The organism is Corallococcus exercitus (assembly GCF_042231735.1).
Classification (GTDB): domain Bacteria; phylum Myxococcota; class Myxococcia; order Myxococcales; family Myxococcaceae; genus Corallococcus; species Corallococcus exercitus_B.
The window spans coordinates 5,238,159-5,253,142 of record NZ_CP102577.1; the positions used below are offsets into that span (position 1 = coordinate 5,238,159).

Consider the following 14,984-nt stretch of genomic DNA (forward strand, 5'->3'; position numbering starts at 1 on the left):
CAGCGTCACTCAATGGCTGGCGGCTCGGGCTCCAGCAGGTGCGGGGGCTCTGACTGTCCTTCGTCCCGGAGCCGGAGCACGCGGTCAATGCGCGCGGCGGCGCTGATGAGGCCGAGGTAGCTGAAGGCCTGTGGGAAGTTCCCCAGCTGCTCGCGCGTCAGCGGGTGGATCTCCTCCGCCAGCAGTCCCAGGTGGTTCGACGCCTCCGCGTGCGCGACGAAGACGTCCTCGGCCTCCTGGATGCGATTGGCCAGCGCCAGCCAGAAGCCACAGAGGATGAAGCCTCCCTCCGGCCCCCCTACCCCGTCATCCATCCGGTACCGGCGCAAGAACGGGCCCGCGCCCAGCTCCGCGCGCAGCCACTCGAGCGTCCGCAGGATGAACGGCTCCGTCCCCCGGAAGCAGCCCACGATGGGCAGCAGCAGCAGCGCGGCGTCCGGCTCGTTGCCTCCTTAGACTCCGACGAAGTGCTTGCGCGCCGGGTCCACGCCGTTCTGCGGGATGTCCGCCCGGATGACGTCCGCCAGGGCGGCGCTGGACTGCTCCAGCGCCGTCTCCCCGAAGAGCCGTGCCAGGTGCTGTCCCCGGCGCAGGGCCAGCCACCCCATGAGCTTCGAGTGGACGTTGTGCCGCATCTCCCGGCGCGGCTCCCAGATGCCGTGGTCGGGCTCGCTCCAGCGGCGGGCGGTGGTCTGGATGACCGAACGCAGCAGCCTCCAGGTGCGCAGCGGCAGCCGCCCGCCGGAGCGCTCGTAGAGGTACGCCGCGTCGAGCAGCGCGCCCGCGGTGTCGCGCGTGGACAGTGGAGCGCGGGTCGTTGGTCCACGGCATGTAGTCGATGATGCGGATGGCCCCCTTGCGCTCGAAGCGGAACAGCGTCTCCAGGACGTTGGTGTCCGGGTCGTAGCGCTGCAGGCTCTCGAAGGGCCACACGACGGGGTGATGCCCGTGATGCCACCCTTCTCGTCATCGAGGATGCCCGCGAAGACGCTCGGGCTGCCGAAGCGGGGGAAGCAGAGCCAGTCGATGACGCCGTCCGGCCGGACGAGCGCGCAGGAGCTTCCATCGCCAATCACCCCGCGGCCCGCCAGGGGGACCTCCCGGTAGGACGCCGGGTTGGTGAAACGGAAGGGGCGGGCCATCCGCCTGGCGGCGCTGTAGAGGTCCATGAGCAGGCGTGTCGCAGGGCAGGAGCGCGACCTCCCGCCCTCAAAGTAGCGACCCCCGCGGCGGCCGCACCCGGCACCCCACCCACGCAGGGGCCCCCTCCCCGCCCCCTCCGTCCCGCCCCGTAGACCCTTCCTGGAAGCAACGGAGGGCCTGACCGATCCCCATTGGCGTGGTGCGCGACAGCGAGACGCTCAAGCGAGGACGTGCTCCAAGTGAAGGACCTGCAGGGCATCGAACTACGGCCGGACATGCGGCTGTCGAAGCAGCAGCTCTTCATCTCCAGCGGACACACCCCACAAAAACCCACACTGCGGTCATCGCCCACGGACGTCAGCCCACGTGGCCTTGGGTCGGCCCAAGCGCGCAAGGACGCCACGCTTCGCCAGGAGGTACGCATAAGCAGGTCTGCGCGGGCCTCCTGCGCAATCAGCAATGGGATGGCGGTATCGGCGGAGTACGAAGGGCCACTTTCGATCCCTGGTCTCAGGAGCAACACGGCCGCCGAGCGACAGCGCCCAGCCCAGGAGCCCCAGGGCCTCCGCGGAGCCTCGCTTCATGTCCGCGCCCGGGCGCATGCGGCGGAGGGCATCGAGGTGCGGGGGCAAGGGGCAGAGAGCCATTCGCGCGGGAGAAGGCGTCAGGAGCCATCCCGGGAGCCAGCCTTTCGGAGGAGTTCCATTTCGCCCCACCCGGGTCCAATCCTGCTCAAACCTTGCCGCTTCCCTCTGAGCGCAGACACGGCAGTCATTGACCACCCGGGTCAGACAAAATTCATCTTTACAGAAATTCACGAATTTCAGATATGTGGCCGGGAATTGATTGAGCAGTACAGATCTGCTCAATCGCACTCAACCAGGCCATGCATGGCCATGGAGGTAGCATGGATGTTCGTTTGTTGATGGGGCCTGTGGGCGCTGTCCTGGCGGTCGGCTGTGGCGGTGCGGGAGTGGATGGAGATCCGGCCCTGGCGACCCTTGGGCAAAAGCTGGAGTTGTTTCGATACTCGGCGACCGCCACGGCGAGCGCGACCAACGAAAACTCCGCCCTGTTCCCGCTCTTCCTGTCCGCGAATGAGACGGTCATGATCGGCACCTGTGGCCTCACGGAGGCGACTCCCGACCCCTTGGGCGGAAACATCCTCCGACTCCAGGAGCCGTCAGGAGCATCCGTGACGTCCTGGGGGGTCTTCTCCCCCGGGAGCGGATGCCTCGTGCCGTCGCGCATCTCGTACACCGCCCCCTCCTCGGGGACCTATACGGTCTGGGCAGGCTGCTCCGCCAACACCGCATGCAGCGGCACGGTCGCGGTTTCCCGGCGCAAGGGCGTGACGCCCTACAGCGCGAGCATTACGAACTCAGCCCGTCAGAACACTTTCAACAAGCAATATTACTTTGACGGAGGTGAAACCATCCGCGTGAGCACCTGTGAGAGCAATGCCCTAGGGGCTTCCGTAGGCAATGGCAATACCTACCTGCGGCTCTTCCAGCAGGTCGCGGGCGTCTACTTCGAAGTGGCCAGCAATGATGACGCCGCAGGATGCGGCTCCGCCTCGGAGCTGATCTACACGGCTCCCGCAGCTGGCAATTACCAGGTGCGCGCAGGGTGTGCTGGAAACACGGCCTGCAGCGCTAATTTCGCTGTCTACAGTGAGTAGTGGGACCCGACTCTCACCCAGGAGAATTCCATGAGCACCATGCAAGGATTTCGCAAGTCAATCCTCGTTGTCGCGGGACTCACGTGGGCCTGTAGCGCACAAGGCGACAGTGGCGCGGAGCAGCCGGTCCCCCAGCCACAGCAGGAGGCTCCCCAGGAAGCGCAGCCAGCCGCCGGAACCTATTTCCTCGCGGTGGATGCCAGCACCTACAAGGCCGGGGCGGCAGTCAACGTCGCGTGGTCCGCGCCGGCCACCCACTCCACGGGAGACTGGGTGGGGCTCTTCAAGGTGGGAGACTCCGGTGGCGCCTGGCTATCCCGGAAGTACGTCTCCTCCGGAGCCTCCGGACTGCTGACGTTCTCCGCACCCGCCCAGAGCGGGACCTACGAACTGCGCTACATGCCGGAAGGCAGCACGGCCAGCGCCAGCATCAGCACCCCATTCACCGTCAGCCTGACGGCAGGAAACATCGTCCTGTTCAGCAATTACGAGGGTGGAATCTTCACCCTGGTGATCGACCAGAACCTGCCCAACATCCAGGTTGGTATCGTCTCATATCATCCGACCGCTGTGACATTGACGGGCCCTTACGTTGGAAACGTAAGCAGCGTCCAGGTCCGTTCCTACTTGAGTGGCTCGTCCGTACAAGGCATTGATGCCAGCAGGGTGACGTTGTTGCCGGCGGAACCGGTGACAGTCGAGCAGGCCTATGCGAGTAGCCAGATCATCTGCAGCACTGGCCTGCGCATCAACACCTGGTCCAACAGCTGCAATACGACCACCCAGATCGAGGAATACTTCATGTCGAAGTTTGGTGAAGTATCGCTCTTGACGCATATGACAGGGTATCAAGCTTTCACCGGTTCCATTCCGCTGTCGAAGGCGCGGCTGAACATGGTGGTCGTCCGCGAGACGCCGAACTTCGATGTCGCCGTCGCCGCCGGGCAGCCTTCCGGGGTGGTGAGCCTCACCGTGGACGTGAATGCCACTGTGGGCTCGGCCTCCCCGCTCCGGCCCGCGCTGACCACCGGGGCGCTCGCTGCCGGCTCCATGGTACGAATCAACAACTACGCCAACATCATAGGTGCAGGTGGCGCTGGTGGTTCGGGAGGCAATGGTGGCGGAGGAGGCCAGCCGCGAACCTGCAGCCGTGATGGCCAGGCTGGAGGAGCCGCCATCGTGCTCACGGTTCCCACCACTCTCAACAATAGGGGCAACATCTGGGGCGGAGGCGGTGGCGGCGGTGGCGGTTCGGGCTGCAATGTCAACGCCGGTGGAGGCGGGGGCGCAGGGTTTGCTGGCGGTGCTGGAGGCGCAGGGGCGTCCAGTCTCAGCCCCGCGGAGGAGCTGGCTTTCTGTGGCCAGGACAATGGCGCCCGCTCGGGTGTCGCGGGACGCCCGGGAAGCACCACGGGTGGCGAGGGAGGCAAGACGGGCGACCAGGGCGGCAACGGCGGGATGGGGCCAGGGTCGTTCACCATGGTAGGCGGCGATGGTGGGGGCTATGGTCAGCCCGGTCAGCCACCCTCGGCCTGTGTGTTTCCTTCCTCGGGCGGTGCCGCGGGTGCGGCCATCAAGCGGAATGGCTTCACCGTGAACGTCTCTGACGGTTTGTATGACACTGGCGGTGGGCGCCTGCGGGGGCCCGTCCTCCCGTAGCCTCCCAGGGATGGCGCTTCGCGGGTCTGCCGCGAAGAACGAATGGCCCGGCCCCTGTCTGATTCGCAGGCGGGCCGGGCCGTCCGGGACACGGCTCCGAATGTCCTTCATCCGGCCGCAAGCCCCCGGGGCACCGTGGACTCGCGGCGAGGCATGTAGGCGGGATATTGGCCATGTGGAGAGTGAGGGCTGGAGCGGAGGAGCCGAGCAGTGCCGCTGGCGGGGGGCCGCCGGAGCAGTGAGCCAAGCGGGTGGAAAAACCGCTTGAGCCCCATGGGTTACACGCCGGCCCAGGCGGCCCGCCCATGAGGTGCGCGGCAGGGGCTTGGCGATCGCGCAGATGATCCCCGCCGCAGCGGTCCCTGGCGAGCAGGAGGCACTATCGGCGGGGACCTCCCACGAAAAGCGTCAGCGTGCCCCTGGGCTCGATTGGGCCGGCCTCCTCAAACGCACGTTCTCGCGCGCGGCGTCTCACCCGCCCTCCTGGCGCCCGCCTCAACCCCACTGCGTCCGCTCAGCAGGGGGGCCAGTCCTTTCCCATCCTCGTCCCAGCCTCCACGAGTGACCGTCACCGCCCCTGATACCAGTTGATGCCCGCCAGCAGATTGAAGGCCAGGCCCTTGCGTGTCCCCTCCGGGACACTCGCGGTGCCGTAGTGGCCTCGGCCCTGGACGTCCACGACGAAGCGCCCCGCTCTGAAGACCTCGAAGCCGGTCCCGAGCGTCACGGACGGGCCCAGGTGGAACTTCCCCTCGTCCTTGCTCTTCACATCGTAGAAGGCGGGCGCATCGAGCGTCAGTCCGACGCCGCCCATCACCCACCACCGGTCCATCAGCCAGAACTGGAGGGAGGGAATGGCGCCTTCGAAGCCCCGGTCCCGCTCCCTGCCGGCCCCCGTGTATCGGTAGATGCTGCCGGGAAGGTGCAGGACCAGCGCGGTGTCGTGCCGGAGCATGGCGCCAATCTTCAGGTTCGGAAACGACGCGGAGAGCTCCATCCGGGCTGGCACCGCGCCCACCGCGGTCCGGATGGAGGAGACTCCGAACGCCGCTCCGAGCACGAGCCCACTTCTTCCCTCCTCCGCCCTGACACGCGTGGACCCGGCAACGCTGACGCACAGGAAAAGCCACACCCACGCTGACCTCATGACTGCCTCCTCTTCCGGCGCGAGCGGCATTGCCGGCATGAAATGTAAATACGACTAACATCCGGGGATGAAAAGGAGCGGACAGCACACCGCTTCCGCTCCAGGGCACGACGATCCATGTTAGTCACACTCACATCGATAACATCTGCTCCACTGGGTGAGCAAGCAAGAAGGAGGTCGGCGGTGGCGCGCAGGAGCAGCAAGACGGAACCGGAGCGCAAGGCGGACGACGCCTACCATCACGGACAGCTACGGACAGCGCTCCTGCAGGCGGCACTGGAGACGATCGCCGCGCGCGGCGTGGACGCCGTGAAGATGAACGAGCTCGCGCGCCGCACGGGGGTCTCCGTGGCGGCTCCCTTCCGGCACTTTCCCAACCGGCAGGCCCTGCTGGTCGCGCTCGCGGAAGACGCCGCACAGCGGGTGCAGGCGCGGATGGAGGCAGCGGCCCACGCCCACGAGGATCCGACCGAGGCCCACCGCGCGCGCGGGGTGGCCTACGTCCGGTTCGCGGTAGAGGAGCCCGCCTACTTCGCCGTGCTCAGCCGGGCCGAGGTGATCGCCGCATCCCCCGTCCTGCAGCGGATGTCAGCGATGAACATCGAGGCAATGGACGTGATCCTCGGGAGACGGCGGGGCGGAGAAGCAACGCCCACGCTCGTGCGCCGCACGTCGGGCGCCCTCGCGGCCCAGGCACTCACCTTCGGGCTGGCCCGCATGATCGTCGAGGGACTGCTCGGTGACATCACCCCCGAGCAGGCGGAGCGTCTTGCCTACGAGGTCACCGGGGTGCTGGGGGAAGGGCTGTAATTCCTCCGTCACCGTCAGACCCGTTGCCGGTGGGCTCCGCCGGAAGCGGTGGAACCGTCTACCCGACTCCGCGCGAAGGGCATGTGGGAGCCGGGGGGCCGCGACTCGCCCGGCCGGTCCGCGATGCCCTCCGCGAGCTGAGCGTTGGCTCAGTTGCCCGGGAACGCGGACTTCATGCCCGTCCTGCGCTCGCGCCCAGGGTGACGAGCAGCTCGTCCAGTTGCTGGAACGTCTCGACCAGCGCCTCCGCCGCCCCGCCGGCAGCGTCGAGAGCTTCCTTCGAGGGGTAGAGCTCGCTCACGACCAGCAGCGTCTTGCCCTCTTTTTCCTCGAAGGTCACCGTGGTGACGGACGCATTGTCACCACCTTCCTCATTGGTCCAGACGAGGCGCGAGTGCGGTGTCACTTCGGTGTACGTACCGAAGAACGCCATCCCCTGGCCGAACACCAGACGGTACTTGCCCCCGGTACGAACATCCATCTCGCAGGAAACCAGGGTCATTCCCATCGACTTCGGCACCCACCACTTCTTGAACAGCTCAGGCTGTGTCCACGCCTCGAACACGATGCGTGCCGGAGCATCAAAGGTTCGCGTGACGACGGTCTCACGCTCGGACTTCCGTTCCACGGTCGTGCGGTTCTTCATGGGTGTGGGCTCACTCTCTCTTCTTGCGTCCATCGGCCTGTTCCTTCCGTTTCAATTCCTCGACAACCTTGTCCAACTCGTCGAAGCGGGCGTCCCAGCGCTGGCGGTACCTCTCGAGCCATGCCATCTCTTCCTCCAGTCGGCGCGGGCCGATCTTGCAGGTCCGCACGCGCCCGACCTTCTCCGTGATCACGAGCCCGGCCCGCTCCAGGACACCGACGTGCTTCTTCATGCCCGTGAGGGTCATGTTGAACTTCTCGGCGAGGTCCGTGATCGAGGCCTCCGCACGCCCGAGCTGCTCCAGAACACCGCGTCGAGTGGCGTCGGAGAGCGCGGCGAACGAAGCATCGAGGCCGGCATCTACACACTGAACCATATGGTTCAGTGTCTAGCAGGCGGATAGCTGGCACGCAAGGGTGGTCAGGGCGCCGCAAGGGCCTGAGCTGGGCCTGTGGCTTGCCTTGAACGCCTCAACACCCCGCTGCCTGGGGTGGCCCTCGCGCCGGGGCCAGCCTCGCACCTGCAGTGGCCAGGCCCAGGTGCTTCACAATCGCGCGCACCCCTCGTGCTCCCTTCACGGCCCGCCAACACCCTCAAGCCGGTCTCCACACCTCACGCAGGTGAACACATCCAGGACGAACGTCCTGCTTGAGCAGCCCGGCCCCGTTCACTTGTCGCAGGACGATAGTCGCGTTCGATCGCACATGGACACGCTTCGACGTGCATCGCTGGAGGGTCACGCTTCGAGTGCTCGAGAACGATCTCATCCTGCGGCTTTGCCGGCTGGATGATGACGACCGCCGCTGTGCACCTCGCAGATGCCTCGTTCTGAGGTGGCGCTCGGGGCGGCCCGATCCGCTGGGTTCTGGTCGTGGCCCTGCCTCGCCCTGGAGGATGAAGCTCTTTCCCGCTGGGGGGCTTGATGAGGGGACACCGCTCCGTCGCGCTACTCCTGCTGGTTTGGCTGACAGGCTGTGCCTCTGGGCGCGTGGTGCGCTTGGAAACGGGCCAGGGGCCGCCGGTTGTCTTCACACCTCACAGCGGCGAAGCCGGACCGGTGGAGCTGGAGCGGCGTGAGTTCAAAGCGGCCGTGGCGAGGCTGGCGCGGGGCGTGAGGCTCCCGGCCAATCCCCAGCAGGCCGCGCGGCGCCTGATGGGGGTGGACGCCCGGGGCGGCACGTACCTCTTTGATCCGCGCACCCGGCGAATGACACCAATGGAGGGGGCTGCACTGGCCTCCGACATGCCGCCAGCGGAGGTGGAGCTGACGCGGGCATATCTGCGTTGGTGCGAGCGCACCGGGCGCAAGGGCGACTGTCTGCGTTTGCTGGCGGAGAGTCCCACCGTCACTGGAGACGGGCGCTATGCGCTGGCCATGGCCATGGCTCAAGGGGTTGTCCTGGAAGAAATGCTGGATGCCTTCAAAGGCATGGCCGACCCGCACGCGGCGCTCTCGGCGGCGCTCTGGACCATGACCTTCTATCTGGTCCTCTGGTCGGTGCCCGAGCCTGCGTCCAAGGGCCTGGCTGCCGCGATGACGGCGACAGCCATTGTCTATCTCGGGGTGGACACCTTCTGGACGCTGATCGCGGGCTTCAAACGGCTGGTGGAAGAGGCGGACCGGGCCACCACGTTTGAGGAGCTCCGCGATGTGGGTGAGGGCTACGGCAAGGTGATGGGTCGGAACGCGGCGCGAGCCTTCGCGCTGCTGGCGACGGTGGCCATCGGCAACACGGCCGCGGGTTTCGCCTCGAAGGTGCCAACACTGCCCGGTTCCGCCCAGGCGGCGGCGGTGGCTGGGGGCCGCGCGGGTATCCGCCTTGCCGCCGTGGGCGAAGTGGGAGCGGTGGCGGTGACGGGCGAGGCCGTCACGGTGGCACTCGCCCCCAATGCGGTGGCCATGACGGCACGGGCCATGGGGGGCACTGCTGCCGCCCCGGTGGATGCGGAGGGCCACGACCACCACATCGCCACGAACAAGTGGTGGAAAGCCACGAACAATGAAGGCCCGTGGTCACCCCGGTTTCAGGAGATCTTCGACAGGGCGGGCATGTCGCTGGACGACCCAGCCAACATCGTCCGCGTCAAAGGTCACAAGGGGCCCCACCCACTGGCGTACCATCAACGCATCTTCCGGCGCCTGGACGCAGCAACGCGAAACTGCCGCACGATGGAGCAGTGCCGCGAAGTGCTGACAGCGGAACTCGACAAGTTGGCGCAGGACATTGCCGCTCCCGGCACCATCCTCAACAGACTGGTGACGGGAGCATAGGGGCGACACAATGGTCCGCATGCCCAAGCGTTACTTCGACCTGAGCGACGACATGAGCATTCCAGGCCGGTGGCTGCTCGGCGTCCCTGCTGACCTTGAAGGCAGAGCGTTGAGTGAACCATGGGTGTTCACTGACGGGACTCCTATTGACGCTCCGGGCCGCTTGATGCTCCCGATGTATCTTCCCGGAACAGCGCTCGACTTCTCGCTAGCAGCCCGCTCAACACCGGTAGTCCACGCCAAGGTGGCATCCGTCTTCGCGGACCTTGCTCCCGATGACGTGCAGCTCTTTCCCGTAGAGGTCGCGGGCCAGTCTGAGCAGTTCTGCATTCTCGTGGCAACCAAGCTGATTCGCTGCATTGACGACAAGGCCACCGAGGAGATCCTGATGTGGACGCCGGAGGACGGGCGCCCGGAGAAGGTTGGAGAGTACCGCGATGTTTGGGGAATGCGGATTGACGCTTCGCTGGTAGGTGACGCGAAGGTGTTCCGCACCTGGGGCTGGCCCATCGCGTTGATCGTCCGAGAGGAAATCCGCGACGCACTTGAGCGCATGGGCGCCACGGGAACGAAGTTTGAAGAGGTTTAGAGCCTATTTCGGCAGGGAAGAAGGTCGGCCACCTGCCGGGTTGAAGAGGCCAGAGACCGGCTGCTGCTCATCTCCGCGCTGGCGCAGGTGCTGCTGACGCTGCTGGGCGCCGCGGGCGAGGCACTCGGCTACGACAAGCACTTGAAGGTGAACACCGCGAAGCCTTCGGGCTTATCTAATTCAGATGAGGGGATGCCTCAGGCCACCCTCCGCTCGTGACAAACGCTCCAGCGCCAGCGTCATCGCCATGTTGGTCGAGGATCTCCAGCAGCGCCCGAGCAGGGCACGGCACGGCCCCGGGGCCCCCGCTTGGATGCGGGAGCCCCGAGGAACGGCGGCCTACTTGCGGAGCTTGAACAGCAGCACGTCGGAGCGCCGGGACTGCGGCGTGTACCAGGTGCCGTCCATCTCGAGCGCCTCCTTCAGGTTGCCCGCCACCACGACGCCGTCCGGGGAGGACGCGAGGTGGAGCCCATACACGGACGTGAGCCCCAGCACGCGGACCCACCGGGACTCCAGCCCGGGACCGAAGGCCGCCAGCGTGGGCCGGGGCAGTTCGCCCTGCCGCCAACCGACGTCGCCCAGCCCGACGAGGTTCCCCGCGCCGGACTGGGTCGTCACGATGTTCCCGGCCCCGTCCACCACCATGTCCGTGAACCCGGAGTGCGCGAACTGCCGTAAGCCCACGTCCCCACCCGCCGCGGTGAGCACGCCCACGAATGCATCCCGGGTCCCTTCGTATTCCTCCGGCTCGCGGCTGACGTACTGCTGACCTGCGAACGACAGGTACCCGTTGAAGTTCCCGGTGAAGGCGATGCGCTGGTCGGGCAGCACGCCCACGGAGGTCACCTCGCCGTACCGCACGCTCATCACCCGCGCCCAGCCGAAGTCGCCCCCCACTCCATACCGGGCGACGAAGCCTCCGCGCTCCGCGACGGTGCCGCCACCGAAGTCGGTGTTGCTGCCCGCGTGGCCGCCCACGAGGACTCCCTCGCTGGCGTCCACGGCGACGCTGTTGGCTCGCGTGCCCACCAGGGACGTCCCGACCAGCGCGCGCGACCAGAGGTGCGCGCCGTCCCACTGGAGCTTCAGAACGTAGGAGTTCGGGTACGTGTCGTCGTACGGGAACGCCTTGCCCGAATACAGCGGCCCATTGCCGAAGTCCGTGTAGCCCCAGAACGTGCCGACGACCACCGCGCTGCCGTGCGCATCCGTGGCCAGGTCGAGCACCTCCATCGGGTTGTCGTAGTAATTCTCCGGATCGCTCGGGTCACCGAACCAGGCCCGGAAGCCGCGCGTCCAGTCCACCGTGCCGTCAGGCGTGAGCTTCATCACCACCATGCCGGAGCCCTGGGGCAGCGGCCCCTTGCCCAGGTCCGGTGCCCCGTTGTAGCTGCCCGCGACCAGCACGTTGCCCACCGTGGTCACCACCACCTTCTCCAACAGCACTCCCGCCTGCGGGAAGGAGCGCGTCCACGCGACGGCGCCATCCGCCCGGTGCAGGGTGACGGTGTGGCCCGACGGGACGGCCGGTGTCCCCGTGCCGTAGAGCCGGGTGACGACCGCGAACCCGCCATCCGGCGCGGGCGCCACGTGCCGAGGGGCCTCCGCCCGCGCGCCTCCGTCCTGACGCACCCAGGCCGTGGTCCCCGACGGCTTCGTGCCCCGGTACGAGCAGAACGGACTGCTCTCATACGTGACGACCAGCCGGGGCGCGCCCCCGATGATGTGGCGCGCTTCCGCGTCCGTGGAGACGAAGCCCACGCTGTTGGTGCTGTCCGGCAGCAGCGCGAACGCGTACGTCCCCGAGGCCGTGACGGTGTTCGTCACGTCCAGTTCCACCCACGCATCCCGCGCGACGGCCCCCAGGTCCACCAGCGGCTCGCCCACTGGCGCCGGGCGGTGGTTCCAGTCCGTCGTCGCCCCGTCGAACGTCGACGCCCGGTAGAGCCGGGGCCCGTTGCCCGTGCCATCAATGGCATACAGGCGCAGCGCCACCCGCTGGACGCGCTCCGGCCGCAGCTGGACATCAAAGCGGAGGAAGGCCTCCGCGCGGGGATCCCCGTCCACCCGCAGCGAGGCGTGGTGCTGGAACTTCTGGTCCGGCGCATCCGCCGCGGCGTAGGTGTCGTGCAGCGCGCTGACGGGGACCTCGACGTACTCCGTGCGGGTCAGGCACGCGTCCGCCGGGGCCGTCTTCGCCGCGCCCGTCCAGACGAGCAGCCGGGGACGCAGCGACGCATCCGCGCTCTCCCGCGAGTAGAACGTCACGCCGTCGCTGGAGGTCGGGTACAGCCCGAACGTCACGTCCCCGTTGCCACGCACCAGGTCCGTCACGTCGTAGTCCACCCAGCTCCCCGTCGCGAGCCCCTGCGCGTCCTCCACCGGGCTGCCCGTGCGGGCCGGCCGCGAGCTCCACGTGACGCTGGCCTCGCTCCACGGCAGCCCCGTCAGCGCGTACACGGCCGGGCCGTCATCCGACCCCGAGCTCACGTACAGGCGCAGCACCGCGCGCTGCACGGCCTCCGTCAGCCCCTGCACCGGGAAGCGCAGGTAGGCCTCCTGCATGGGGGCGCTGTCCACCTTGAACGTCGTGGCGCCGCCCTGGGCCGTGCCCGGGCTCTCCGCGTCAACGAACGTGTCGCCGCTCGCGCTGAAGGAGACCGGCGCGCCGGAGAGCGTGAGCGGCGCGGGCGGCGGCGGCGGGTTGTCCGCGGCGGACTCCACTGTGAGGACGAGCTGCGGCTTGTACTCGAAGGACTCGCTCGACCCGAACGTGAGGCTGTCCGTGCCCTTCGCCGAGAGGAGGAAGTCGACGCTGTAGTAGCGGCTGGGGATGTACATGCCCGACACGTCGAGTTCCACCCAGGTCCCGCTCCTCACGGGCCCCTCGCTCGAAGTGAGCCAGGAGTCGCTCCAGTACGGCCGGGTGTTCCACGTCACGCTTTCGTCCCAGATGTGCACGCCCGGCGAGTCGTGCACGGCGACGCCCTGGGCCGCGTTGTTCATCGCGAACAGGCGCAGCCTCGCGGACGTCACCGTCCCGGCAACGGGGAGCTCGGCCCCGGAGAAGCGCAGGTACGTCAGCGCCTCGGGGGTTCGCGAGACCTTCAAGGTGGAGGAAGCGCCGAAGCTCGTGTTCGGGGACGCGGCCTCCACATGCGCGTCCTCCGTGGGCGTCAGGACGACCGTCCGCGTCGTGAGCGCCGCGCGCTCCGTGCTGACGGTCTCCGCCCCTGGCTCACGTGAATCTTCTTCCGCTGTCAGTGGCGTGCCGCACCCACTCAGGGTCGCGAGCGCCATTCCCATTCCCCACAACATCCCTGCGACTGTCATCCGTCTCACGCTGACTCTCCCTCTGGGACCACGAGGGGAGGACATGAGCAACAGGTGAGCCAGACATTGGGGCCGTGGCCGCTCCTGGTGGGAGGGCAAGGACGATGAACGTCGTGAGCAAGGTGCTTGAGAATCCCGTGGCGGGCTTCGTGCGCTAGACAGCCTCCTTCCGAGAATCCAGGCTTCATCCTGCCTGGACCCGCGAAGGAGCCTTGATGCGTTTGACCCTGCTGAAATCCTGTCTCACGGTGTTGCTGTTCTGTGTCACCGCCTGCGGTGGAAGCCCGGGGCCCGAGACGCCTGCCGCCGAGGAAGCGGGCGAGCACGTCCAGTCCGTGCTGTCCCCGCCGGCACCACCGGCCAGCGGAAACATCGTGGACAGCACCGCGTACCTGGGCCCGGTGTCCCTGCCCGGTGCGGTGCAAGCCCAGTTCACCACCAATCCCCAGGCGTTCTCCTTCAGCTTCCAGGCCCCCGCCGGCAAGACGCTGCGGCTGGAGGTCACGCACCTGGGCAGCTCCATGTACCTGGACACGGGCCTCTTCGTGTACGGCCCCAAGGACGCGAGCGGCAGCTACGGCGCCACCCCCGTCGCCCAGGACGATGACTCCGGATATGGACAGCTCAGCAAGATCGCCGCACTCACGCTCGCCCAGGGCGGCGAATACCTGGCGGTGGTGAGCACGGGCACCGGCGCGGGCAAACGGTTCCGCCTGGAGCTGGGGGACCCCGCGGCGGCGCCGGCCAGCTACACGCTCCACCTGGGAGAGGAAGCGCTTCCGCCCGACATCCACGCGCTGGAGCGCGAGGCCTACTGGGGCTGCGATGGCGGCTGTGACGGCGAGCTGCACGTCTACGCCTTCCCGTGGAGCTACGCGGGCGAGCCCACGCTCGCCATGGCCACGCGCACCGCCCAGGTGCAGCAGCTCCTCGCGGACTACTGGCTCTCCCCCACCGGCGTCATTCCGTACGCGGACCTGGAGCCGCGCATGGAGATCGCCTACCAGCGGCTGCACCCGGCGCTGCTCTCCACCTACGGGAACGGGACGGAGGACGTGCGGGTCGCCACGTACGAGAGCGGCTACGGCGGCGGCATCTTCCGCCTCTTCGTCATCCTCTTTCCCCAGTCCCACAAGGTCGTGACGCTCTGGCAGGACCACTGGTTCTAGGCACCCGCGGCCGGGCCTCCCTGGGGTAGGGTGCGCGCGCGATGGCGCTCCCTCTCGTCCACATCTACTGCGACGGCGCCTGTTCGCCGAACCCCGGCCTGGGAGGCTGGGGGGCCATCCTCATCGCTCCCGAGCGCAAGGACTACCGCAAGGAGCTCCAGGGCTCGGAGGCGGACTCCACCAACAACCGGATGGAGCTGACCGCGGCGCTCGTCGCGCTGAAGGCCCTGAAGATGCCGTGCCGCGTCCAGGTATTCACCGACTCGAAGTACGTGTGCAACGCCTTCGAGGCGAAGTGGCTGGACTCGTGGCAGGCCAATGGCTGGCGTACGTCGGGCAAGAAGCCCGTGTCCAACGCGGACCTGTGGCGCGAGCTGCTGGAAGCCGTCCGCGCCCATCAGGTGACCTGGCACTGGGTGCGGGGCCACTCGGATGACGTGGAGAACAACCGCGCGGATGCGCTGGCCGTGGCGGCCCGGCTCGAACTGGCGGCCCGGCTCGGACGGTAGAGAGGTCCCCGCGCCATCATCCC

Annotated in this window: 13 protein-coding genes and 1 pseudogene; 8 read left to right on the forward strand and 6 right to left on the reverse strand. The window is 67.7% G+C overall.

Features of this window, described 5'->3' with window-relative positions:
* Positions 1-5: 5 nt before the first annotated feature.
* A complete protein-coding gene (locus NR792_RS20390; protein WP_375754332.1) occupies positions 6-410 on the reverse strand; it encodes a glycoside hydrolase family 15 protein in 405 nt (134 codons plus the stop codon).
* A gap of 42 nt (positions 411-452) precedes the next feature.
* Positions 453-1,169 (reverse strand): glycoside hydrolase family 15 protein, encoded by a 717-nt coding sequence (locus NR792_RS20395; RefSeq protein WP_375754333.1) that lies wholly within the window; start codon positions 1,167-1,169, stop codon positions 453-455.
* An 881-nt stretch (positions 1,170-2,050) separates the two neighbouring features.
* On the opposite strand from NR792_RS20395, the gene NR792_RS20400 reads away from it, so the two are divergent.
* Both NR792_RS20400 and NR792_RS20405 read left to right on the forward strand, forming a co-directional pair.
* Positions 2,051-2,824 (forward strand): hypothetical protein, encoded by a 774-nt coding sequence (locus tag NR792_RS20400; RefSeq protein ID WP_375754334.1) that lies wholly within the window; start codon positions 2,051-2,053, stop codon positions 2,822-2,824.
* 30 nt (positions 2,825-2,854) lie between these two features.
* Positions 2,855-4,483 carry a hypothetical protein gene (locus NR792_RS20405; RefSeq protein ID WP_375754335.1) on the forward strand — a complete coding sequence of 543 codons (1,629 nt, stop codon included), beginning with the start codon at positions 2,855-2,857 and terminating at the stop codon, positions 4,481-4,483.
* Between the two features lie 568 nt (positions 4,484-5,051).
* On the opposite strand, the gene NR792_RS20410 is transcribed toward NR792_RS20405, so the two are convergent.
* Entirely contained in the window at positions 5,052-5,543 is a 492-nt protein-coding gene (locus NR792_RS20410; RefSeq protein WP_375754336.1) for a hypothetical protein, read from the reverse strand.
* Positions 5,544-5,813: 270 nt separating this feature from the next.
* Between NR792_RS20410 and NR792_RS20415 the strand changes: the two genes are divergently transcribed.
* On the forward strand, positions 5,814-6,440 hold the full coding sequence (locus NR792_RS20415; RefSeq protein WP_375754337.1) for a TetR/AcrR family transcriptional regulator: 627 nt from the start codon (positions 5,814-5,816) through the stop codon (positions 6,438-6,440).
* Positions 6,441-6,612: 172 nt separating this feature from the next.
* On the opposite strand, the gene NR792_RS20420 is transcribed toward NR792_RS20415, so the two are convergent.
* Together NR792_RS20420 and NR792_RS20425 are read right to left on the reverse strand one after the other, a co-directional pair.
* Positions 6,613-7,086 (reverse strand): SRPBCC family protein, encoded by a 474-nt coding sequence (locus NR792_RS20420; protein WP_375754338.1) that lies wholly within the window; start codon positions 7,084-7,086, stop codon positions 6,613-6,615.
* Between the two features lie 10 nt (positions 7,087-7,096).
* Positions 7,097-7,462: an ArsR/SmtB family transcription factor gene (locus NR792_RS20425; protein WP_375754339.1), complete on the reverse strand. Its 366-nt coding sequence runs from the start codon at positions 7,460-7,462 to the stop codon at positions 7,097-7,099.
* A gap of 612 nt (positions 7,463-8,074) precedes the next feature.
* Here NR792_RS20425 and NR792_RS20430 point away from each other — a divergent pair.
* The 3 genes and pseudogenes from NR792_RS20430 to NR792_RS20440 all read left to right on the forward strand — a co-directional run.
* A complete protein-coding gene (locus tag NR792_RS20430; protein WP_375754340.1) occupies positions 8,075-9,358 on the forward strand; it encodes an AHH domain-containing protein in 1,284 nt (427 codons plus the stop codon).
* 19 nt (positions 9,359-9,377) lie between these two features.
* The gene (locus NR792_RS20435; protein WP_375754341.1) at positions 9,378-9,947 is read left to right on the forward strand and encodes a hypothetical protein; all 570 of its coding nucleotides are present in this window, start codon (positions 9,378-9,380) and stop codon (positions 9,945-9,947) included.
* A 51-nt stretch (positions 9,948-9,998) separates the two neighbouring features.
* Positions 9,999-10,142 (forward strand): annotated as a pseudogene (locus NR792_RS20440) (IS4 family transposase); the annotation flags it as partial.
* Positions 10,143-10,286: 144 nt separating this feature from the next.
* On the opposite strand, the gene NR792_RS20445 reads toward NR792_RS20440, so the two are convergent.
* Positions 10,287-13,250, reverse strand: coding sequence for a DNRLRE domain-containing protein (locus NR792_RS20445; RefSeq protein ID WP_375754342.1), 2,964 nt, complete (start codon positions 13,248-13,250; stop codon positions 10,287-10,289).
* 248 nt (positions 13,251-13,498) lie between these two features.
* On the opposite strand from NR792_RS20445, the gene NR792_RS20450 reads away from it, so the two are divergent.
* The gene (locus NR792_RS20450) at positions 13,499-14,452 is read left to right on the forward strand and encodes a hypothetical protein (protein WP_375754343.1); all 954 of its coding nucleotides are present in this window, start codon (positions 13,499-13,501) and stop codon (positions 14,450-14,452) included.
* A gap of 41 nt (positions 14,453-14,493) precedes the next feature.
* Entirely contained in the window at positions 14,494-14,961 is a 468-nt protein-coding gene (gene rnhA, locus NR792_RS20455) for a ribonuclease HI (protein ID WP_375754344.1), read from the forward strand.
* Positions 14,962-14,984: the final 23 nt, after the last annotated feature.

Bases quoted from the DNA above. Each gene is read 5' to 3' on its own strand.
- NR792_RS20395 (WP_375754333.1), bottom strand. From the start codon at position 1,169: ATGGACCTCTACAGCGCCGCCAGGCGGATGGCCCGCCCCTTCCGTTTC.
- NR792_RS20400 (WP_375754334.1), top strand. From the start codon at position 2,051: ATGGATGTTCGTTTGTTGATGGGGCCTGTGGGCGCTGTCCTGGCGGTC.
- NR792_RS20405 (WP_375754335.1), top strand. From the start codon at position 2,855: ATGAGCACCATGCAAGGATTTCGCAAGTCAATCCTCGTTGTCGCGGGA.
- NR792_RS20420 (WP_375754338.1), bottom strand. From the start codon at position 7,086: ATGAAGAACCGCACGACCGTGGAACGGAAGTCCGAGCGTGAGACCGTC.
- NR792_RS20425 (WP_375754339.1), bottom strand. From the start codon at position 7,462: ATGGTTCAGTGTGTAGATGCCGGCCTCGATGCTTCGTTCGCCGCGCTC.
- NR792_RS20435 (WP_375754341.1), top strand. From the start codon at position 9,378: ATGCCCAAGCGTTACTTCGACCTGAGCGACGACATGAGCATTCCAGGC.
- NR792_RS20445 (WP_375754342.1), bottom strand. From the start codon at position 13,250: ATGGCGCTCGCGACCCTGAGTGGGTGCGGCACGCCACTGACAGCGGAA.
- NR792_RS20450 (WP_375754343.1), top strand. From the start codon at position 13,499: ATGCGTTTGACCCTGCTGAAATCCTGTCTCACGGTGTTGCTGTTCTGT.
- rnhA (WP_375754344.1), top strand. From the start codon at position 14,494: ATGGCGCTCCCTCTCGTCCACATCTACTGCGACGGCGCCTGTTCGCCG.